The organism is Hymenobacter sp. BT730 (assembly GCF_030542105.1).
GTDB lineage: Bacteria > Bacteroidota > Bacteroidia > Cytophagales > Hymenobacteraceae > Hymenobacter.
Genome location: NZ_JAUOFB010000004.1, coordinates 182,301 through 203,819 on the forward strand (window position 1 = coordinate 182,301; position 21,519 = coordinate 203,819).

The 21,519-nt window shown below is 50.6% G+C and carries 20 protein-coding genes; 13 read left to right on the forward strand and 7 right to left on the reverse strand.

The features are described from left to right. Positions 1 to 24 precede the first annotated feature (24 nt). Together Q4G72_RS13470 and Q4G72_RS13475 are read left to right on the forward strand one after the other, a co-directional pair. Positions 25 to 435 (forward strand): hypothetical protein, encoded by a 411-nt coding sequence (locus Q4G72_RS13470; protein WP_303311953.1) that lies wholly within the window; start codon positions 25 to 27, stop codon positions 433 to 435. 4 nt (positions 436 to 439) lie between these two features. After that, complete coding sequence (locus tag Q4G72_RS13475; protein ID WP_303311954.1) at positions 440 to 793, forward strand: DUF952 domain-containing protein; 354 nt, start codon at positions 440 to 442, stop codon at positions 791 to 793. A gap of 87 nt (positions 794 to 880) precedes the next feature. Here the strand turns inward: Q4G72_RS13475 and Q4G72_RS13480 are convergent, their stop codons facing one another. Together Q4G72_RS13480 and Q4G72_RS13485 are read right to left on the reverse strand one after the other, a co-directional pair. Further along, entirely contained in the window at positions 881 to 2,788 is a 1,908-nt protein-coding gene (locus Q4G72_RS13480; RefSeq protein WP_303311955.1) for an ABC-F family ATP-binding cassette domain-containing protein, read from the reverse strand. Between the two features lie 76 nt (positions 2,789 to 2,864). Beyond that, positions 2,865 to 3,098, reverse strand: a complete 234-nt coding sequence (locus Q4G72_RS13485) for a hypothetical protein (protein WP_303311956.1) — start codon at positions 3,096 to 3,098, stop codon at positions 2,865 to 2,867. A gap of 114 nt (positions 3,099 to 3,212) precedes the next feature. On the opposite strand from Q4G72_RS13485, the gene murI reads away from it, so the two are divergent. Together murI and Q4G72_RS13495 are read left to right on the forward strand one after the other, a co-directional pair. Next, positions 3,213 to 4,043, forward strand: coding sequence for a glutamate racemase (murI, locus tag Q4G72_RS13490; protein WP_303311957.1), 831 nt, complete (start codon positions 3,213 to 3,215; stop codon positions 4,041 to 4,043). 604 nt (positions 4,044 to 4,647) lie between these two features. Further along, entirely contained in the window at positions 4,648 to 5,064 is a 417-nt protein-coding gene (locus tag Q4G72_RS13495; protein WP_303311958.1) for a hypothetical protein, read from the forward strand. 131 nt (positions 5,065 to 5,195) lie between these two features. Here the strand turns inward: Q4G72_RS13495 and Q4G72_RS13500 are convergent, their stop codons facing one another. The 4 genes from Q4G72_RS13500 to Q4G72_RS13515 all read right to left on the reverse strand — a co-directional run bounded on the left by Q4G72_RS13500 (position 5,196) and on the right by Q4G72_RS13515 (position 9,842). Further along, positions 5,196 to 5,747 carry a GAF domain-containing protein gene (locus Q4G72_RS13500; protein ID WP_303311959.1) on the reverse strand — a complete coding sequence of 184 codons (552 nt, stop codon included), beginning with the start codon at positions 5,745 to 5,747 and terminating at the stop codon, positions 5,196 to 5,198. Between the two features lie 347 nt (positions 5,748 to 6,094). Then, on the reverse strand, positions 6,095 to 6,940 hold the full coding sequence (locus tag Q4G72_RS13505) for an alpha/beta hydrolase (protein WP_303311960.1): 846 nt from the start codon (positions 6,938 to 6,940) through the stop codon (positions 6,095 to 6,097). A 60-nt stretch (positions 6,941 to 7,000) separates the two neighbouring features. After that, positions 7,001 to 8,197, reverse strand: coding sequence for an acetyltransferase domain-containing protein (locus Q4G72_RS13510; RefSeq protein WP_303311961.1), 1,197 nt, complete (start codon positions 8,195 to 8,197; stop codon positions 7,001 to 7,003). Between the two features lie 382 nt (positions 8,198 to 8,579). Then, positions 8,580 to 9,842 carry a hypothetical protein gene (locus tag Q4G72_RS13515; RefSeq protein ID WP_303311962.1) on the reverse strand — a complete coding sequence of 421 codons (1,263 nt, stop codon included), beginning with the start codon at positions 9,840 to 9,842 and terminating at the stop codon, positions 8,580 to 8,582. A gap of 468 nt (positions 9,843 to 10,310) precedes the next feature. On the opposite strand from Q4G72_RS13515, the gene Q4G72_RS13520 reads away from it, so the two are divergent. From Q4G72_RS13520 to Q4G72_RS13555, 8 genes are all read left to right on the forward strand, one after another. Beyond that, the gene (locus Q4G72_RS13520; protein ID WP_303311963.1) at positions 10,311 to 11,156 is read left to right on the forward strand and encodes a cyanophycinase; all 846 of its coding nucleotides are present in this window, start codon (positions 10,311 to 10,313) and stop codon (positions 11,154 to 11,156) included. Positions 11,157 to 11,487: 331 nt separating this feature from the next. Then, positions 11,488 to 12,036, forward strand: a complete 549-nt coding sequence (locus tag Q4G72_RS13525) for a CsgE family curli-type amyloid fiber assembly protein (RefSeq protein ID WP_303311964.1) — start codon at positions 11,488 to 11,490, stop codon at positions 12,034 to 12,036. Between the two features lie 33 nt (positions 12,037 to 12,069). Next, entirely contained in the window at positions 12,070 to 12,501 is a 432-nt protein-coding gene (locus tag Q4G72_RS13530) for a curli production assembly/transport component CsgF (protein WP_303311965.1), read from the forward strand. Positions 12,502 to 12,522: 21 nt separating this feature from the next. Then, the gene (locus Q4G72_RS13535; protein WP_303311966.1) at positions 12,523 to 13,962 is read left to right on the forward strand and encodes a CsgG/HfaB family protein; all 1,440 of its coding nucleotides are present in this window, start codon (positions 12,523 to 12,525) and stop codon (positions 13,960 to 13,962) included. Between the two features lie 146 nt (positions 13,963 to 14,108). Further along, the gene (locus tag Q4G72_RS13540) at positions 14,109 to 14,999 is read left to right on the forward strand and encodes a hypothetical protein (protein WP_303311967.1); all 891 of its coding nucleotides are present in this window, start codon (positions 14,109 to 14,111) and stop codon (positions 14,997 to 14,999) included. Positions 15,000 to 15,364: 365 nt separating this feature from the next. After that, the gene (locus tag Q4G72_RS13545) at positions 15,365 to 15,940 is read left to right on the forward strand and encodes a hypothetical protein (protein WP_303311968.1); all 576 of its coding nucleotides are present in this window, start codon (positions 15,365 to 15,367) and stop codon (positions 15,938 to 15,940) included. An 82-nt stretch (positions 15,941 to 16,022) separates the two neighbouring features. After that, a complete protein-coding gene (gene csgH, locus Q4G72_RS13550; protein WP_303311969.1) occupies positions 16,023 to 16,433 on the forward strand; it encodes a curli-like amyloid fiber formation chaperone CsgH in 411 nt (136 codons plus the stop codon). A 51-nt stretch (positions 16,434 to 16,484) separates the two neighbouring features. Further along, on the forward strand, positions 16,485 to 17,990 hold the full coding sequence (locus Q4G72_RS13555) for a carboxypeptidase-like regulatory domain-containing protein (RefSeq protein ID WP_303311970.1): 1,506 nt from the start codon (positions 16,485 to 16,487) through the stop codon (positions 17,988 to 17,990). 492 nt (positions 17,991 to 18,482) lie between these two features. Here the strand turns inward: Q4G72_RS13555 and Q4G72_RS13560 are convergent, their stop codons facing one another. Next, a complete protein-coding gene (locus Q4G72_RS13560; protein WP_303311971.1) occupies positions 18,483 to 18,929 on the reverse strand; it encodes a hypothetical protein in 447 nt (148 codons plus the stop codon). Positions 18,930 to 19,443: 514 nt separating this feature from the next. Between Q4G72_RS13560 and Q4G72_RS13565 the strand changes: the two genes are divergently transcribed. Continuing rightward, entirely contained in the window at positions 19,444 to 21,414 is a 1,971-nt protein-coding gene (locus Q4G72_RS13565) for a T9SS type A sorting domain-containing protein (protein WP_303311972.1), read from the forward strand. The last annotated feature ends 105 nt before the right edge of the window (positions 21,415 to 21,519 follow it).

Consider the following 21,519-nt stretch of genomic DNA (forward strand, 5'->3'; position numbering starts at 1 on the left):
CGCACCTTTGCATTGAACCCAACTATGTCTGAGGCCATGAATAAAGAGGAACTCAACCGCGCCCTTATCACGCTGATCGAGAAGAAGCAGGAACTGCACAAGCTTTCCTACGACAACCCGCGCTACGATGATATTGAGGAGGAGCTGCACGACCTCGAAGACGACTTCAACGATGAATACGGGGCTTACCTGGAGGAAGTACTGGAGAAAGTGCACGAGAAGCTGTGCCCTGATACCGACGTGCTACTGCCCACCGCGTATCTGCCCAACGATATTGGCGGCGACACCGACTACCTGCCCTCTCACAAGGAAGGCGTATGGGTAGATTCTGATGAATTCCCCAATAAAGAAGCGCGCCTGGTATTGGTGCCCAACCCTACGCGCATAATTCTGTCGGTAGGGGCAAAAGTGCGCAAAGAGGTCTGGAAGGCCTAAGCACATGCTCTACCGCATAGCGGAATCGTCTGACTGGGAGCAGGCCCGGGAATCCGGCGTTTTTGCCAGTGCTGATCTGGCGGCCGAAGGCTTTATTCATGCCTCAGAGCGCCAGCAGATTCTGGAAACTGCGCGCCGCTACTATATGGGGCGCGAAGGCCTGGTGCTGCTGGAAATAGAGGAGGCTGCCCTTGCAGCCGCGGGCGTACGGGTAGAGCGGGAATGGGCCGAAAGCCGACAGGAATATTTTCCACACGTTTTCGCACCGGTACCGTTAGCAGCCATCCGTCGTACATGGCCTTTTAAGGCTTCTGACGATGGGGACTTTTGCCTTCCCGAAGCGCTAAAGCTTATTTGATCCTAATCCTTAGAATACAAAAAGGCCGCTGCAGATGCAGCGGCCTTTTTGTATACATAACATTTGTATACATAACAGCAGAGGAAATTACAGCAGATCAGCCAGTTCCAGCCACCGTTCGCCTTTGGCGTCCAGATCAGCATCGGTGCGCTTGAGCTGGGCGGCCCAGTCGGCTAGCTCCTGGTGCGAGCCAGCGCCGGAGTTCAGCTTTTCAATGAGCTGTTGCTTCTGTACCTCCAGCTGCCCGAGTTCTTTTTCCAAGTTATCGTACTCTTTTTTCTCGGTGAAAGTGGCTTTGCGCTTGGCGGGAGCCGCTTCAACGGGAACCACGGGAGCAGGCTTGGGAGCTGGAGCAGCCACAGCTTTCTGCGCCTTTTGAGCGTCGCGGGCGGCCGTATCTGCTTCCTTTTCCTCCAGCCACTCGCGGTAGTCGGTATAGTTACCGGGGAAGTTCAGGACGGCGCCGCCAGGCTCCAGCACGAAGAGGTGCTCGGCCAGGTGGTCGAGGAAGTACCGGTCGTGACTTACGATGAGCAGGCAGCCGGTGAAGTGCAGCAGGAAGTCTTCCAGAATGTTGAGCGTAGCCAGGTCCAGGTCGTTGGTGGGCTCGTCAAGAATCAGGAAGTTGGGATTTTTAATGAGCACCCGCAGCAGCTGCAGGCGGCGCTTTTCACCCCCACTCAACTTGCTGACCAACGTATATTGCTGGGCCGGTGGGAATAGGAACAGGTTCAGGAATTGACTGGCCGTGAGTACGTCGCCGTTCGCCAGCTCCACCACTTCGGCCACTTCCTTCACAATGTCGATGACACGCTGCGAGGGGTCGAATTCCAGCTCGGTCTGGGTGTAGTAGCCGAACACGGTGTTCGTGCCTACGTCGATGGTGCCGGAATCGGGCTGCAGCTTGCCTGTAAGCATGTTAAGCAGCGTGGATTTGCCCGCGCCATTCGGTCCTACCAGGCCAATCCGGTCCTTCTTTTTAAACACGTAGCTGAAATCGTCGAGCACTACGTTGTCGCCGAATTTCTTGTTCAGATGGTGGGCTTCGATAATTTTTCCTCCCTGGCGGGTGGTTTTCACACTCAGCTCAATCTGCTGCTTGCTTAGGTTGGTGCTGGCCTTTTCCTTGGTTACGTAGAAGGCGTCGATGCGGGCTTTTTGCTTGGTGCCGCGGGCCTGGGGCATGCGGCGCATCCAGTCCAGCTCCTTTTTGAAGAGCTGGCGGGCCTTTTCTACTTCCACGGTTTCGCGCATTTCGCGGTCGGCCTTTTTCTCCACGAAATAGGCGTAGTTGCCCTGATAGCGGTACATATTGCCTTTATCCAGCTCCACAATTTCATTGGCTACCTGGTCGAGGAAGTACCGGTCGTGGGTCACCATCAGCAGGGTGAGGGTGGGGGAGGACAGGCGGTTTTCCAGCCACTCAATGGTAGCCAGGTCCAGATGGTTGGTGGGTTCGTCCAGCAGCAGTACATCGGGCTCCTCAATGAGCACGCGGGCCAGGGCCACGCGTTTGCGCTGCCCGCCCGAGAGCTGGCTGACGTTGCGCGTCAGCAGCTCGCCCAGAATGCCCAGGCGGGCCAGGATTTGCTGCACCTGCGCTTCGTAATCCCAGGCATTGAGAGAATCCATACGCTCCAGCACGCGCTGCAGGTCGTCGGACTTGTGGTTGGGGTCGTTTACGACGTGCTCGTACTCCTGAATGGCCTTGAGCGTGTCGTTCTGACTGGCGAAGATGGTTTCCTCCACCGTCAGGGATTCATCAAAAACAGGTTGTTGGCCCAGATAGGTTACCCGAATGCCCTTGCGGGTGCTGACCAGGCCGGTATCGGGCGTTTCCAGGCCCGCCAGGATGCGCATCAGCGTGGTTTTGCCGGTGCCATTGATGCCCACGAAGGCCACGCGCTGGCCCTGTTGCAGACCAAAGTTTAAGTCTTTAAACAGCCACCGGTCGGCGTAATTTTTAGAGAGGTTCTCAGCAGAAAGCAGATTCATACTGCAAAGGTAGCGGGCTGCGCGGTAGAACGCAGGGAATAAGCTGCCAAACCTCCTCTATCAACTGGGTTTGCGGTTAAATAACCTGTACCCGGTCTGTGTTCAGCTCATCCCGCAATATCTCGAGGCCCTTGTAAGCCAGCGGCCGCCCCGTATTGGTGGTCAGCTCACCACCGTCCTGGTGGAGGTAGGCTACATCGAGTACTAGTTGTGTGTATTTCCGCTCACCCAGCTCAATGGCAATCGGGCGCCCAAAATTGGAATCGAAGGCGGCCAGTGCGCGGTCAATTTCTTCCAGGATGGTACTCATGTACAGAATTTCGGATGGAATGGTGGGCTAAGATAGTATTTTGCTAAAAATATCAGCATCCGGCAGAGTGTTTCCTCCGATGCCGGCCAGCAAAAAGCTATACCTTGCGGCCCTATGGCATTATCTGCTCCCGACCTCAGCACCCGTCCCATCGGGGTTTTTGATAGCGGCATCGGCGGCCTGACTGTGGCGCGCGCTGTTAGCCGCGTGCTTCCGCATGAGCGGCTCGTATACTTCGGCGACACCGCCCACCTGCCTTACGGCGACAAAAGTACTGCTGCCATTCAGGCCTACTCAGTCAAAATCTGTGATTTGCTGCTCAAGCAACATTGCAAGGTCATTCTCATTGCCTGTAACTCTGCCTCGGCTGCGGCCTATGAGCTGGTGCGGGAGTATGTAGGTAGTAAGGCTCGGGTACTGAATGTAATTGACCCTATTGTAGCGCATGTAGGCGCCACCTATGCTAACCGGACGGTTGGGCTCATTGGCACCAAGCAAACTGTAAACAGCAACGTATACCGCAAGAAAATAGACGACCTGGACGTGGGCGTTGAGCTACATTCGCTGGCCACCCCGCTGCTGGCGCCCATGATTGAAGAAGGCTTCTTTAACAATACTATTTCGGACAACATCATCCGGACATACCTCACCAACCCCTTGTTGGAAAATATTGAGGCGTTGGTGCTGGCCTGCACGCATTACCCCTTGATTAAAAAGCAGATAGCTGATTTTTACCAGGGTAAAGTAGATGTATTGGATGCTTCCGATGTAGTGGCGGAACATGTGCGGCACTATTTAAAGGAAAACCATCTGGCCGCCAAGGCTGGGAGTACTTCCCCGGTTCACCACTTTTACGTATCGGACTTCACCAGCTCCTTTGAGCAAAGTACCCGTATTTTCTTTGATCAGGAAGTACAGCTGGAGCATTACCCCTTGTGGGAGTAAGGAAATTAGAGAACCGGGGCGTTGAATGCCTTTGTGTGAGTTTCCGGGTAAAGTATTAAGAAGCAGGGGCACTGGTTGTCCAAAGCTGCCGGAGGATTGAAAGCCCCTCCAATACCAGTGCCCGTTGTGCTTCCCAGCTTTGGTGGTTGTGTGGGGAAGGGGCCAGTAACTCCAGGATATCATCTGCGCGATGGGGCAGGTTTGGCTCCTGGGCCAAATGGGAGAAAAGAAAGGAGCGGGCCTGCTCAAGCGGACTGTGCCTGTTTCCTTCGCCAGAATTGGACGCTTCATCCAAGGCAGTACCGTAGAACTCTATTTGGGCTAGAAGGCCGGAAATATCCATGTTGAACAGTGCATTTGTAGGAGAACCGGCGCCAGTTTAGCTATAATATTCTATTAATTATTTACACGGAGCCGTTTGAGCAGACCCTCGCCTTGCAAGGGGTTATCACTCTGCGGCTTCATAGGGCTAGTATTGCGCCACTTTAGTTGCTTTAAAATGGCCTGGAGTAAAACCAGCCGTGAAAAGGATTATTAACGAATCATCCAGATTCAGCGTAGTAGCTTTGCGCCTCAGCTTCCTGCTTATCTGGCACACCTACTTATGTCCTTGTCTTTACGCCTGTATTTTGAGAATCCGGTTGGTCGTATACTGGAGCACCCGGATGGGTACGCGGTAGTGCAATACCATGCTGGCAAACGGGAATTAGACTATCTGCAGGCATTTTTACGGCATACCGGGCAACTGTTGCAGTTGCGTGGCTGGAACCGACTGCTAGGGGACCAGCGTCAGATGTCTCCCTATACAGAGGAAGAAGGGCAATGGATTGTGGACTATTGGCTTTCCCACCAGAACCAGGGACGTGAGGTATATGGCGCTGTTATCCTGCCAGAGGACGAATTTGCCCGCCTTTCTGTGGACTTAGTAGAGCAGGAAGCCAAAGCTGCGGCCCTTACCTACCGCCTCTTTAAGAATGAGGCTGATGCGTTGGTATGGTTACGACAAATTCCTGCCGCCTAGAAAAAGGGACTTTGGCTTCCGCCTGCTTTCAATTTGCAGGGGTATCCTTCTACCAATTTAACGTAGATAACTACCCACGACCATTCTAGCTCGCGGATATACTATTAGAAATCGAGAGTTAACAAGTGCCCTTAAGCTTTGGTAGCGAGTTGCTTTTCCAACTCGGCAACCCGGCGGAGTGCTTCGGCCTGGATAGTGCGGGCGGCCAAGCGTAGTTCTATCTCATCCATTATAATACCGGCCATATCCTGCAACACCTGTTTCTGCGGCTCAGTTAAATAGCGGGGCTTTCTATCAATGATGCAAAAAGTACCCAGCTTATATCCTTCCTGCGTGATAAGTGGCGCCGCGGCATAGAACTGCAGGCCAAACTCACCGGCCACTAACGGGTTAGTCAAAGTGCGTGGGTCGCGGCGAGCATCTTCTACCAGATACACTTCGTCGGATAGGATAGCAGAGGCGCACAGGCCCGGGTCCCGACCAATTTGCTCTACGTCCAGCCCGTGGTGCGACCTAAACCAGATACGGTCCTCATCCACGAGGCTAATAATGGCAATAGGCATATTGAATACCTTAGCAGCCAGCGCCGCCATACGGTTCATGCTGCCATCGGGCGGGGTGTCCAGAATGTCATAGCGCTTTAAGGCGACCAGACGAGCTGCTTCCGTATTGGTTTGTAACATAGCTAGAGTAGAGCAAGAACTATCCTCGAATCCTGAATTGGGATGCGAGGCAGGCTGGTATAAAGGTACCCAATTAAATCAAGTAAAACTGTTTTGAAGTACAGGTGCTTCTGTTCTAATAAGCAGGCATTACGACGAGCGGTAGTGCCAGTCAGCAGCATAGGGTGGTCCTAAAACTGGTAAGCTCCAGTGCTTTCTTGTTTCTCATAGGAAAGCTAGACTGCCTAGTGAATTCTAGCCGTCACTTATCAGTAACACATGTTTGCCCGCTTCCAATATGCGGGCGCTAACAAGGACTATATGGTATCAGGCAGTCTTGCTCGGGGAGCATTACCACTGAATGAATATTATTTAGCTCCAGCAGATTTATGTGGCTTGAATACAATTCGGAATGCCTGAAGAGCGGCCGGGTGATAAATGGTGGCATGTGTCTCTTCGGGCATCGGCTGGTAGTACCAGGTAATATTAGGCGGGGCGGCGGCTTTTAAGGCTGGCTGCAAACGGCGTGATTCAGGAATTTCCTCATTTTGACTGCTGGACGCCACATATAAGGTTTTAGCCGGGCCGTGGTAAGCACGCAGGCGCTTATCAGCCTGGTCTACCAGGTTGCCCTTGTTCCACCATAAACTGGGGTCAAAAGCTATATAGGTGTCAAATAAGTCAGGCTCCAGCAGGAAGGTTTCCATCACAAACAAGCCGGCAAGTGACTCTCCAACAATGGCTGTTTCAGCGGTAGTGCGGTAGCGTTGCCGAATCAGGGGCATCAGTTCCGAGCGAAGAAACTTCCGGAATGCGGCCGAACCACCCACGCGCGGCGCTATTTTACGGTCTTCCGGCTGGGTGGTGGGTCCGGTAAGGTCGCGCCGGCGCTCGGTGTTTTCGATGCCGACCAGAATAAAAGGGCGCATGGTTTGATTGCCGGTAGAAACCTGAACCAAGCCCGCCACATGCAGGAAATCTTCAGCCAGACCCCCGTCGGGCATATATAATACGGGTAGGCGGATAGCCGCCGAATCAGAGTAGACCGGGGGCAGGTACACGTTAATGCGGCGGGTTTCGCCAAGGGCCGCAGAAGTGAGCGTAAAGGTTTGGCCGATGGCCAGCGGGGCGGGTTGGCCCTGGGCTTGCACCGGTTGGAAGTGTACTGCGCCAAACAGCAGGAGAACAAGCCACAATAGGGAAAAAACTTTCACAAGCAGTTGATAATAGAATGGGAGGGAGCGGCTGCCGCTGAGCCTGCGGCGAATGGTTTTTTAGATGTAGGACAGCCACCAGTACGTATGCCGTTGCTTGTAGCGTTGGTACCAGCGGCAGGGAAAATAGAGAAGAAGTACCACTATCACCCAAACGGAGTAGGCCCGTAGCAGGCTGGATTGATAAGCCGCCGGCCATTCCTCTACGGAGATAAACGAGAAGTTTACGGGTTTGCCAAATGTTATGTGTGTCCAAATCCAGGCGCCTCCGCAGATGAGCCCCAGGTGCAGCAGGTAGTAAAAAAACGGTACCTGCCCATAGGTTCGCAGCCATTGGGCCAGGCGGTTACTGGCATTTTCGGCCACGCTGAGAAGCAGCAGGGCCACGCCCAATGTGAGGCAATCGAACAGCAGCGAAGGGGGATACTTCGTGACGTTGATAAAGGATAAGAGACTATACTGCCAGCCCCGCTCCTGCACACTCCAGGGGCTGGGGTCGCCGTACCAGTTGGTTGCCCGTAAGATGACAAACAGCAATAGTAACCCCGCACCAACGAGGCGCAGGCGGTTGATTCGTTGTGGTAGTGGTAACTGCAACCATGGCCCGATAACATACCCCGCCAGCATAACCCCAAGCCATGGACCGATGGAATAAGCAACCAGAAAGGGCGGCAGGGCAGCAGGCGCATACACAAACGGACCGTTGTGCAGCAGCGCCCAAACTAAGTTGGTAGCCGTAACTGGCTGAATGGCTGGGAGCAGGTTATGCAAGCCAATGATAGCCAGGGCCAGCCCCGCCAGCACCCAGCGGGGCAACCAGATCAAGCCAGCAAGCGCCACCATACTCCAGCCCATGACCCAGATTACTTGTAGCAGAACTAAGCTAAAATCCCAGTGCACCAGGGTATTAATCACGAAGAGCTCTAAGGCTACCAACCACAAGCCCCGGGTAAGCAGAAACCAGCTGACGGCCTGTAGTCTGGTTTGTTTTTGCTGGTAGAGGTAGATACTGGCGCCCGATAGAAATACAAACGTGGGGGCGCAGAAGTATGTGACCCAGCGTGTGAGAAACAGCAGCACGGAAGCATGAGCTACATCCTCGGCCCGCACTGCAGTAGGGCTCCAGAATTCGCGGGCGTGGTCTAAGGCCATAATGACCATTACCAATCCACGCACCACATCAACAGCCTGCACCCGCTGAATAGCACTACGGGCAGCCGGCATTACCACCTTATTGGGGTTAAGGGCAATAGTCATGGGAGGTAGTTTTAAAAATAGGTTCAGGCGTTTAAAACTTGGTAGGCTATGCAAGCGGGTCCGGCATAGAATCGACCTTAAAAATCATTATGGCTGTGGATACATGTTAGGCTACTGCCGCCAGGCAAACTCCCTTGCCGGGGATAATATACCCAGAAACCGAGCAAGTGAAAGAGGGCTTCGGGCGGTTTATCCAATACAAATTATTCTCGGCTATTTACCCTCTAATGTTGGTAAGCTATTGTAGGCTGCTGCTTGTAGTTAGAGTATTCAGCAAGTATAGGTGGGCAGTGAGGAATGATGAAAGCTTCTCGAAAATCAGGTAAACAAAACGACCCGCCGGGGCGGGTCGTTTTGTTTGAAAAAGTGCTAGACTAACAGATTATAAATTCTCAATAGCCTCCTGGCTTAACTCGCCATTCATGATGCTTTTCAGCTCTTTCTCATGCTGGAGCACGTTGCCATAAACAGCTTTTAGCTGCGCATCTTTCAGGCTTGCAAATGCGGCAGAGCTATCAATTTTATTTTCAATGATGTTGTTAAGCGCCGCCATAAAGAGGCTATGCATATCATTAGCCGACAGAATGTGGCCCATAGGCTTTACTTCCTGCGCAATAATCCAGCCCAGGCGGGAAGCAGCCAGACGCTGGTTAGGCGTGCCATGATGCCCGGTGGAAGTGAAACTGCAGTCACCGATGTTATAAAACAGCTCAAAGAATTCGGCGGCGCTTTTCCAGTTATAGGTGGCACCACGCTTGTGAGTCAGGTAATAGCTGGAAAATACGTCAGCTTCCAGTTCCGTTTTGCGGGTCTGCTCAGCGGTGTTTACCCGGGGGCCATACCACTGGGTATAGTTTTTAAACTGCACCTGGTGCGCCCACTCATGGCCGAGAATACCCGCAAAGGTGACATTTCTATCCACGCCGGCATCCGTCATAATCTGCACAATGCCGTCACCAATCACAATCATCTTACCCGTGGTAGCAAAGCCATCCAGAGATAATAAAGGCGAGTTCTGGAAAGCAGTGCTGGGCTTGATTACGTTTTCGATGAGGTAATCCGCGTTTTCGTAGGCCTCCGCTGTGGTAGCAGTAGTAGCGTTAATGTACACGGCCGCAATGGCGTCGCGATTCTGCAGCGTCTTGGTATGCTGACCCTTTAGAGTGATTTCACCAGGCATATTCCAGAAAGACTCCAGATTGCGTTTGTGCTTATCGGCAAAATTGGTCAGGCTACCATCCGCTCCAAAGTATTGAGCAGATGTATCGAAATAAGTATAATACTGTGCAATGGTAGCCATCAGATCATACCATTCCCATTCCAGGTCGCCAAACTGCGCAACATATGGGCTTAAGGCGTAGTTGAAAGGAGTAGGGCCGCAAGGGCTTTTTACTACTGCATTAGCCAAGGATGGGTCCAGCACGGCGTTACCAAAAGCTCCGAAAGAGCAATCAAATTTGGAAGCAGCCAGCGTAGTTTTATCTAGTTTTAGATTTCCCTCTCCAATCACCATCTGACTGGTAGCACCAGCCTTAAGGCCGGTTTTGGGGTTGGCCGTAGCCGCCACTTCTTCTTTGTCGCAGGAAACGGTTGCAAAACCGAGTCCGCCGCAGATCAGCGCAAGGGTAAATGATTTTAGCTTCATGTAATTAGAGTGGGGTAGGAAATTTATGGATTGGATGAATAGAATGACGCTGGCTAAAACTAAGATAAAACATTAGCATTGTTATAAAAAGTAAAATAAATAATAGATAATTGCCATAATTATGTTGCTCATCAATAGCAGTTAGAATTATATCTACTCGGTATTGGACAACAAGCCTGCCCCCGAAGTTCCAGCTTATTGATTTCTAAAGAGAGGTTTTGTCCAGTAAACTGTTCAAAGGACAACCAAACCCGACTCGTTAGCCCGCTTGGTTTCTTCTAAGGGAAACAAGCGTTGCCCAAGCAGCTGGCGGAAAGTGAAAGCACTAATATTTCTCTTGGGGTTCAGCGAAGGATTTAGCATTTTCCTTGCATTGGTTTTATAAACCAATGCAAGGCTAAAACCAGCCGTGCAGCGGTAGCCGCCTGACTATATTACCGCCCAGGTAACATCTACTCTATAGCTGCTATGCCTACTACCTCGCACACTCCCATTGCTTTTATTCCCCCCAAAGGCTGCTTGCTAGCTATTGGGGGCCACGAGCGGCGCCAAACCCAGAACGAGGAAGACCGGGAAGATGCCTCATCTGAATTTATCCTGAAGCGGTTTGTAGACGAGTTGCCGGCTAAGCACCTGGTGGTGGTGGTGCCTACCGCATCCGGCGAGCCGGAAAAGGCGGTGAAAGAATATATTAAAGTATTTACCGCGCTAGGCGTAGAGCATGTGCGGGTGCTCAATATCCGGAGTCGTGAACAGGCAGAATCCAGACGCGCACTTGAGCTTATTGAGCGTGCAAATGGTGTCCTGTTTACCGGCGGCGACCAGCTTCGGCTAACGGCTGTATTAGGCGGTACCCAACTACTACAGAATTTGCAGGAACGATACATGCTGGAGCCCATAATAATAGCAGGCACCAGTGCCGGAGCCTCAGCCTTATCAACCCCCATGATTTATCAGGGCCGTAACGATGCCGGCTACCTCAAAGACGAGATTCATATTACTTCCGGTCTGCAGTTGCTGCGGGATGTAGCTATTGATACGCACTTTGTTGCCCGCGGGCGCATCGTGCGCATGGCTCAGATCATTGCCACCAACCCCGGCTGTATTGGCCTGGGCCTGGAAGAGGATACGGCCGTGCTCATCAGCAAAGGCAAAGAAATGGAAGTGCTCGGCAGTGGTATAGCCGTGTTGCTGGATGGCCGCCATTGCACCGGCAATACTATTCATGAAATTAAGCCGGGTGAGGTCTTTTCCATCCGCGACCTGAAGATTCATTTGCTGGCCAGCGGCCAGCGTTATGTCCTTCCTGCCTAAAACCATTAGCATTTCCTGGCCGATATGGATAGGAACGGATGCCACTTTTAGAGGGATATAGCGCTATTAAAAAGGTAGCATAATCGTTTGGAAAGCATTTATAGTATTAATAATTGTATTAATATCATATAATATTGAATGTAAGATTGTAGAAGCGGTATGTTATTGCATTAATAGTATAATATTAAAAATATTTTGGATTATTACATTAAATAATTAGGTTTAGGGGCTGGAAAGTTTGCTTGAACAAGCCAACAGTTCTGGTTGAAGTAATTGAATTTATGGCATCTGCCTTTAAAGCAGTTGCCTTCTTCCCCTATTTCTATCCTCTATGGCCAGAACCACAACGAAAGCGCCTAAACCAGTTCTGCCTCCCCTCTGGTGGCGTCCCTGGACCATAGCCATGGGGTGCATAGCCGGGATACTGTTACGGCTAAGCCCGGCTCAGGCTCAGGAAAAGCTTCCTGCAACACCAAAAGAAGCGCCCGCTGCCAAGCTGGAACTGCCCCCGCCCGCCGATAGTACCCATGCAAAAAGAATGGCTGGCCTGGAAGTGGGCACCATGGTAGTTGATCAGACTATCAGCAAAATAGGTCATGACTTCTATGACGTGTTCTATGCGCAATGGGAAGCACCCGCCGGTGCCAACGATTTTATGATTGTCATCCGGGAAAAGCCGTCACGGGGCCTGGGAGCCATGGTTTCGGTTCAGATAAATGATGCCGATATCATGGAAATGCCCATACAGCCCAAATACGACCAGATAGAAGCCAGTGCTTTCAGTGCTGTGGCCGTGGCGCAGGAGTACCTCGTCAATCTGCAGCTAACCCAAAGCCAGCTGGAAGAGCACGCCGACCAGGTGGGCAATGGCATTTATTAAGTGCATGAATTCAAACGCTATACCGGATATCCTATGAGAACCTTCTTTACCAAGCGTTTACTGGTTTTGGGCTGGCTACTATTTCTGGGCTGCCAGCATCAGGCACTGGCCCAGGATTTGGTTTATGAGCCTAAAAACCCCGCTTTTGGGGGCGGAAATAGCTTCAACTACTCCTGGCTGCTCAGCTCAGCTCAATCACAGAACAAGCTGGAAGACCAGGATCTGAAAAAGGGCTTTGAGCGAGACCCGCTGAAAGACTTTGAGGAAAATCTAAATCAGCAGATTCTCAGTAATCTGGCGCGCAAGCTGGTGGCTTCACAGTTTGGGGAGTCTGAGCTGCAGGAAGGAACCTACATTATTGGTGTATATGAAATAGTGGTAGCTCCCAGCTCCGACGGCGTCTCCGTTCAGGTGACGGATACCGGCACCGGCGACCAGACCACCGTGGTCATTCCTTTTTATTAACCCTTGGCCTAATCCCATCTTATGGCTTCTTTAATGCGGTGGCTTCACGCCGGCCTGATGGCTGGGGTAGGCCTGCTGGCTAGCTGTGCGCCTTATTTTCACCAGCCATTTGCCTCTATGCCGGCCCGGCTGGGGGCTGAGCTGCGCGCCAACAATGATTTTAAAGCCCTGCCACCCGCGCAGCAGCGCGTGGTAGTGGCCGTATATAAGTTTCGGGACCAAACCGGGCAGTATAAGCCCTCGGCTAATGGCTCCAGCTTTTCCACGGCTTTAACTCAGGGCGCCACGTCCATTTTGCTCCGGGCCCTGGAAGAGTCGCAGTGGTTTGACCCCATTGAGCGGGAAAACCTGGGTAACCTGCTTAATGAGCGGAAGATCATTCGCTCCAGTCGGGCCGAGTACTCTGACCAGGGTGGCGGCAAGCAACAGCAACCCCTGCTGCCGCCTCTTTTGTTTGCAGGAGTACTCCTGGAAGGCGGGATTATTTCCTATGATGCCAACGTTATTACCGGTGGGGCTGGCCTACGCTACTTTGGGGCCGGCGCCTCGGGGCAGTACCGGCAAGACCGGGTAACGGTGTACCTGCGGGCTATTTCTACCAGCAATGGTAAAATTCTGAAAACGGTGTACACCACCAAGACCATTCTCTCGCAGCAGGTAGATGCCAGCCTCTTCCGATTTGTGAAGTTTAAGCGCCTGTTGGAGACCGAAACGGGCTTCACTTACAATGAGCCGACGGAAATGGCTGTAAAAGATGCCATTGAGAAATCAGTGCAGGCTCTGATTATGGAGGGCATTCATGAGGGCTTATGGGCCACCCGCAACCCCGAAGACCAAAATGGACTGGCTCTGCAGGCTTATTTGAACGAGAAAAAGGAAAATCTAAACATCGATTTTCTGGACCGCGCTTTATCTGACCGGCGCGGCCACCTGGGCATGGGCCTGCTGGCGGGCGGCCAGCATTATGCCGGTGACCTGAAAGGGGCCCTGACCCGCCCCGGCGCCGAGGTGACCCTACGCTACCAAGGCCCCCTGGACAATAAGTTCTCCGTAGCACTGAACATTGGGCAAAGCCAACTGGCTGCGGCCGACTATTATCAGCAGACCCACTACTATGCCGAGCTGTGCGGCTTATACCGCCTGCTTCCGCGCGATAAATACACGCCTTACTTGCTGGCAGGTGGGGGTTTTCTGGTGAAAGACGGCCTAGAGACAAGGCCTATCAGCAGTAAGTCTGATTTTTTGCCGCACCTGGTAGCAGGCGTAGGAATGGAATATATGCTCAACAACCGGATTGGGCTAAGCGCAGTGCTCAATTCGCATTACATTCTTTCTGATAACCTGGATGATACCAATCAGGGTAAGTACAATGATTACTACTGGGGAGCCTTGGGTGGGGTAACACTCTATTTTGGGGGCACCCTGAATCGGGTTAAAAGCCTAACAAACCAAAAAAAGTAAACTGATATATAACAAAAGAGATAAATATTTAAAATAAAATAATAATATCCGCTTGTTTAATAACTTTAACAATATATATTTGGATTATTCCTCCGGAGGGAATTGTCCTTTTCTTACTATCTCAGTCTACCAAAACAAAACAAACGATGAAAAAGCTAAATCTAATTGTAGGTCTAGTATTTATGGCCGGAGGAGCCTTTGCTCAGCAGAACAGCAGTGATGTGGAGCAAATAGGTGATTTGAATGAGGCCACAGTTGATCAGTCAGGCTATAGAAATGAAGCATTTATAGGGCAGGGAGGAGATGAGAATAAAGCTTCGCAGGCACAGTATGGGCGCCATAATGCCGCTTATATTGTTCAGCTGGGTGATGAAAACGAAGCTTCTCAGGTACAGGAAGGCCGGCGCAATGAAGCCAGCATTCTGCAGGTAGGGCTAGCTAACTATGCATCTCAGGACCAGGTTGGTCGTCGCAACTTAGCTGAAGCAACACAGGTTGGTGCTGGCAACTATTCTGATCAAAATCAGGATGGCCGCCGCAACGCTGCTTATGTAGACCAGGTAGGTTTGCTGAACAGCGCTTATCAGGAGCAGTCCGGCAACCGTAACCTGGCATCTTCGTCACAAGTAGGGCTGCTGAACGCTTCGGAGCAGTATCAGTATGGCAACCGCAACCTGGCTACGGTAGATCAGTCAGGTGGTGGCAACTATGCTGGCCAGTATCAGGAGGGAAACCGCAACGGTGCTACCATTGCCCAGAGCGGTGATTTAAACTGGGCAGGACAGTTGCAGAGCGGCAACCGCAACTGGGCTGAAATTGACCAGGAAGGTGATGAAAACTTTGCCGGTCAGATTCAGGTAGGTAATGATAACTACGCCAGCATTGATCAAGACGATGCTGGCTACCACTATGCCACCCAGATCCAGGTAGGTGATGGCAACAGCGCCATTACGAAGCAGGGCTTGTATGGCCAGCATAGCACCGTACTGCAAGTGGGTGATGGAAACTCAGCAGTAGTACATCAGGACCACCCCTAGGCTACCCATTATATTATAGGAGTAACAGTATCCTACCTCGTGTACCTCGTGTATGCGGGGTAGGATATTTACTATTTAACCCCAACTATAGATCCGGGGAAGGGTTTCAAGTACTAACTGCTCTATCTAACTGCTCTATCAGGTTTTAGTTAACGCTCTATAAAAGCTAATAAGGCTTTTGGCAAGCTTACATCATGTTTTTGAAGGGTATTTTATAATTAATTTATTAATTATTTGGTTTTATACAGGGATAATGGTAAACTCATCCTTGTAACGGAGCTACTGAAAATTCAATAAAATAAAAATAATATTGATTTATTACAATTGTTGTCATTCTCTAAAAACTTCCTTTGGTTCTCTACGCTATGCAAACTTCTTCTCGCTTCCTTTCCCTACTCGTAGGCTTTGGGCTTTCGATTTGCTTAACAGAAGTGAGGGCCCAGGGCGTTGCTCCGGTGGAGCAGCAAATGGCACAGGAAATAAGTAAGGCTTCATCAGCACTATCATTACCGACTTCTACACAGGATCAGGCAATAATTATGCAGCAGGGGGCTTATAATGAGGCTAGTGCCATGCAGCGTGGCAGCACCGCTAGCTTGTCTAATCTGGTAATGATTGAACAGGCAGGCGTTGCTAATATGTCGCAAATAAGTCAGCAGGGGAGTGGACTTCGCACTACTGTGCAGCAGCGGGGTACTGGTAATATGGCTGCCTCAGACTTGCGCGGAGACAACCTGGAAAGCCTGATTCAGCAGACTGGCGACGATAATCTGGTGCTGCAGCAGGTGCAGGGCCAGGACCAGCGCTATGTTATTCAGCAGGAAGGTGTCGGCAATGAATTGCGCCAGATAGAAACTTCGGCCACTACCCGGGGCTATGAGGTGTACCAGCGGGGCAATGGCATCCGCATGACCATAGTGCAGGGGCAGGCCACGCCCTAATGGCGGCTAGTATCATAGCCAGCCCCGCACTTTGGGTAATTGTATGATTTTCTGGATTCTGTAGTTATTATTTCTGATTACTATGAGACTTTCTGTTCTACCATTGGCCGCATTTGGCGTACTGTTTCAGCCCATTTTAGGTACGGCCGTACCTCGCCGCAACGGTTCCAGCCCTTCCTCCTGCGAAGCAAAAGTTGAAATGCGAAAGGAAGGGAAGTTCCTGGTTATTCTGGGCCATTGCCACAATGCCAGCCCGGTTCCGGTATGGGTACGCTATGAGTTGCGTACGGACCGGCGTGGTGCTGCCGGGGCCTCGCACAATGCCCAGGCCGGGCGCATGCTTATTCCTGCCGAGCAGGACATTATTATTTCCAGAACTACACTTATGGCCGGCCCGCAAGATGCCTATCAGGTGTGGCTGCGTCTGCTCGACGACCATGGCTCCCCTATATCCGATGATTCCCTCCGGTATTCTCCAGCCTTGGGCTGTTGATGCCTACTCAACGCGCTGCTGCTTTCTACACCCACCGTTCGCCCTATGTTCATGCTTCGTTTTACCCATAGCCAGAGAACCTGGCTATGGCTCCTGCTTGTGGTATTGCTGGTAACGGGCTGCAAGGAAGAAACTATTACCCCTACTTTATATGGCTCCGTGCAGGGTGTGGTGGTAGATGCCCATAATAACCAGCCGCTGGCCAATGTTATTATCACCACTAATCCCGCTACTTCTTCCTTTGCTACCGATGAGGAGGGCCACTTTTCGCTGCAAAATATTGCTGCCGGGAAATATTCTATATCGGCCCATAAAGTAGGTTTCAAGGGTGAAACCAGCAGCATTACGGTAGGAGAGAGGCAATTAACCGAGGTTACGCTGGCGTTGGAGCAATCTGTTGATAACCAGGCACCGAATGCACCCTTTAATCCGGTGCCGGCTACCGGCTCTGTGGATCAGCCCGTCACGCTCACCTTGCGCTGGCAAGGTAAAGACCCAGACAAAGGGGACAGTCTGCGTTATGATGTGCAGCTTTATGAAAGCAATTCTACTGACCGCAATACCCTGGCAACTGCTATTCGGGACACATTTTACACAGTTTCTAACCTTAAGTATAACACGGCCTACTTCTGGCAGATTACGACGCGGGACCAGGACGGCCTAACTGCCCGCAGTGAAGTATGGACGTTTCGTACGGCCTCTTTCCCTTTAAACCGCTATGTCTTTTCCCGCACCGTAGACGGGAACACTGATATCTACTCTGCCAATGCTGATGGCAGTACGCTGCAGCGCCTGACAACCGCCGCCTTCACAGAAACAGCCCCACAGATCAGCCCCACCCGGGACAAAATTGCTTACACCTCCAACGACACCGGACAATACCAGCTCTATACCATGAACCGGGATGGATCCGGGCAGCGGCGCATCACCATGCTCTCGGTAGAGGGTTACCAGAATGCAGGCATAGGGTATTGCTGGTCGCCGGATGGTGCGCAGCTGGTTTATAGTCACTACGACCAGCTCTACCGCATTAATCGAGATGGTACCGGCCTTGCACTCCTGGCTACGGCACCCACAGGTCGCCACTTCCGCCAGTGCGACTGGACCGTGCAGGGGAACCTGCTGCTGGTGCAAACCATTGGTGCCAAACCCTACGACTCCGAGATATACCTCTACAATGCCGATGGTAGTAACCCACGCCTCGTTGTGAAAAACCTGCCGGGCCGCGTTGACTCCCCATCCTTCAGCATTGATGGCACTGAAATGCTGTATACGCACGATGTCGCAGGGTTTGAATCCAATGCCGGCCGACAGCTAAATAGCCACATTTACAAGATGAAGCTGGATGGTACCAATTTGGTTGATTTATCAGAAGGCAAGCAAGCCGGTACTAATGACAAGGAGCCTCGCTTCTCACCAGATGGAGCCTCGGTTATCTTCGTAAATCAGGCCAATGATAGCCAGACACCGCCAGAGGTATGGGTAGTAGGCATGGACGACGGTGACCTGGACCGCTCTAAACTATTCGATAATGCGGACCTGCCGGACTGGAAGTAGGCGCGCAGTTTTATAAGTTAATACACAACAGACGAGGCTCCTTACACGCACGCAACAGAACGTGCTTGTAAGGAACCTCGTCTGTTGTCGTATAAATAGAGTCAGAAAGTTAGAACTAAGGGTATTGAGTTTTCATAAACAAAATATAATGGAGTACTATAATATAGATATGTAATAATAAAGTTTAATATTAATAAAATACAAAATCCAAGATATTCGATGTAATAGGAACCTAAATCAGTCAAGGATTGTATGTCAGCCAAAATCAGCTTTAAGCAAGTTTTGAGCTGAAAAAATTCCTAACATCTTCATTTTTTCTCCTTTACCTAAGGTTATTGGCATGAAATATGCGAAATTGCGTCCAATTATTGTTTAAAAGGAAGGAACTGGGTTGGGTCAAAATAATTATAAAATATGTAGAAATAATCAAACAACGGCTAGCTTCTTTGCTCGTACAATCACCTGTTGGCTCGAGCGGTAGAAGTCAATAATCTATTGATAACAAAACCTTTTCACTCTGCACTTTTTCTTTTTTAATATGAAACACACATACATGCGTGCCCATAAGCCAGTCCCTCTGGCTGCCTTATGGATTTTCTTCTTGGCATTGTTTGCCTTGCCTTCTTTTATACAGGCTGCTCCAAACTTGCGTGTAGGATACTTTGGTACCCAAGCCTTTCCAGCTACACAAGTAAACCAGAAGTCAACTGCTACTGGTGAAGTGGAGATAAAAGGTACAAGTCTTGACGGTGATGTAACTGTATCGGTTGGTGCTGGTTTTGAGTTGAGCTTGTCGTCCAGCTTCACCTCAACATCCACTAGCATCACATTGCCCCGAGAAAATAATGGTGGTGGTCTAAGCACAACTTCTGTTTTTGTTCGCTTTGCTCCAACCGTTGCTCGATCATATAGTGAGACTTTAACTGTTTCGTCTCCCAATGCAACACCGGCTACTTATACTTTAACAGGTACAGGCATTGCGCCCGCTCCTCTGCTAAGCATTAGCCCAAGCTCATTTACTTTCGCAGATACGCGAGTAGGGCAAGCCTCTTCTGATCAAACCTTTAATGTCTCAGGTCAGAACCTGACTGGTTCGGTTACGGTTACCTCCAACTCCACTGAATTCCAAATCCTGAACCCTTCGACGGGTGTTTATGGAAATACACTTACGCTGAATAGTTCCAACAGCGCTACTTTAACAACAACCATCTCGGTTCGCTTTAAACCCACTGTTTCCAATCCAAATGATCGGACTGGTATAGTTACTGTTTCTTCGAGTGGTGCCCAGAGCCAGAGCTCTACGCTAAATGGTAAGTCGCTTCCCAATAATCAGCCTTACCTGACGGTTGATCCTACTACGCTGAATTTTGGCACTGTTTCGGGCACAGGTTCGGCACAGTCTCTGTATTTCACAGTAGGTGGTGGTAATCTAACTGCTACGGACTCTATTAAATTGGTTCGGGACAATAGCAGCATCCAGTTCCGTATCAAGGACAGCAATACTGCTTTCACTGGTAAACTGACGATTGCTCCAGTTAATGGTCAGGTTCCGGAAACCATCATTGAAGTTCGCCTACGGGCCGTACCTTCCGGTGCCTATGACCATAATATTACGGTTACTGTGAATAATACTGCTTTGCTGCAGTGGGTTCGCATTCTCGCTAATAACCCTTTTGCTAACGGTACTTCGGCTCAATCGTCAATTACTGCTTTGGGCGCTAGCAAACTGCCGGTTTTCTCAACGGTACCCGGCCAGCCTTCAGACTCTCGTTCGTATAAAGTAACCGGCGAATTCCTGGTGCGCCCTATTCTCCTCACTGCGCCGCGTAACTTCCAGATTTCGCCTGACTCACTTTTTACTACTGATGCCGGCAATAACAACTTCACGTCCTACTCACTAACGCCTATAAATGGTAGTGTAGCTCCTACCCGGGTATATGTGCGTTACCTGCCTACGGTTGCTGATCTGGAAAGCCGTGATATCAGCCATGTAAGCGAGCCTGCTACCACCGTAAACGTAACAGTTGTTGGTAATAGCCGTCCCTTCCTGAGCCTGGATCCAGCTTCGTTCCTGGATTTCAAAACCCCAATTGTTATTAATCAGAAGTCGGAAATCCGGGAGCTGAACCTGACTGCTTTGCGGGCACGGGAGCTGATTCGCATTTCAGTTTCTCCCGATGAAGACCCTGCTAATTATAACACCACCAACAAGCAGCAGTTTGAAATTTCGCTTACTGGCAATGAGGGAGACTTCCACACCTTTATCGAAGTACAACCATCTGCTTCTACTTACTCCGTAAATACGAAAGTCTATGTTCGCTTCGTACCAACCCGTGTAGGTTTGCCAGTAGCTGAAGTACGTTACCAGAGCAAGGAACTGTATACTACGGATAGCAATGGTAACCAAATTTATAAAGTACTGGATGACCGTCTGAAAGGCTGGGCCCTGGCAATTGAGCCCACTAAGCAAACTACTTTCAGTGCTGTGCGCAGCAGTGACTATACCACTGGTACTGTAACTTACATTCCTGCTTACGATGGTGATACTTATGAAACGAATGGTTTCGGTCGTTTCCGTCTGGTGGTAGTTAGTGAGAGACCAACTCTGCTTCCTCCGAATGATAACCCTAAAGATGGTATTGCCTACAATCCGGGTTCTAATGGTTATAGCACTGGTGACCAAATCAGCCCCGGCTATTATGTAGTGGCCAGCGGCTCGGGTAGTGTTGCAACGTTCACAGGCCTTGATAGAGCCAGAACATACTATGTATATGTTTTTGATTACAACGCTAACAACCCTGGTCAGAATGCCATTAACGGTGTTGCTTACAACTTCAAGACTCCTACCACTTTCACTCCGATAACGGGTTATATTATTCCCGGTGACCCGGTTCTGTTGCCAGTACAGCTCACCAGCTTCACGGCTAAGTTGAACAACAAGCGTGTGGATCTGAACTGGGCTACGGCTTCGGAGAAGAATAGCAAGTCGTTTGAAGTTGAACGCTCGGCAGATGGTATTAACTTCCAGACGCTAAAGTCGGTAGCAGGGCAGGGTAATACCACTACCCGCCACGAATATGCTACAGTAGATGCTCAGCCATTGGCTGGTACTTCTTACTACCGTCTAAAGCAGATTGACATCGATGGTAAGTTTGCATACTCAGGCGTAGCTACTGTTGTCAACGCTGGCAGCGGTACTGTAGCCATGTATCCTAACCCGGTTCGTGACCAGTTGAATATTCAGCTGCCCGGCAATGCTAAAGGTGGTTTGGTTACGGTATCTGACCTCACTGGCCGCGTGCACATGAGCAAGACGCTTTCGGCAGAAGGCCGTCTGGACATGACCAGCCTGAAACCCGGTATCTATGTGGTGACCGTAGTAAGCGGTGGTCAGCGCTTCACCCAAAAAGTAGTGAAGCAATAGACGCACTAGTTATTGTATTTGATTGAGAAAGGCCTCCTGGATTTCCAGGAGGCCTTTCTTTGTTTTAATCTATTTGTTAATGATTCAATAACAGGATTTTAGTGT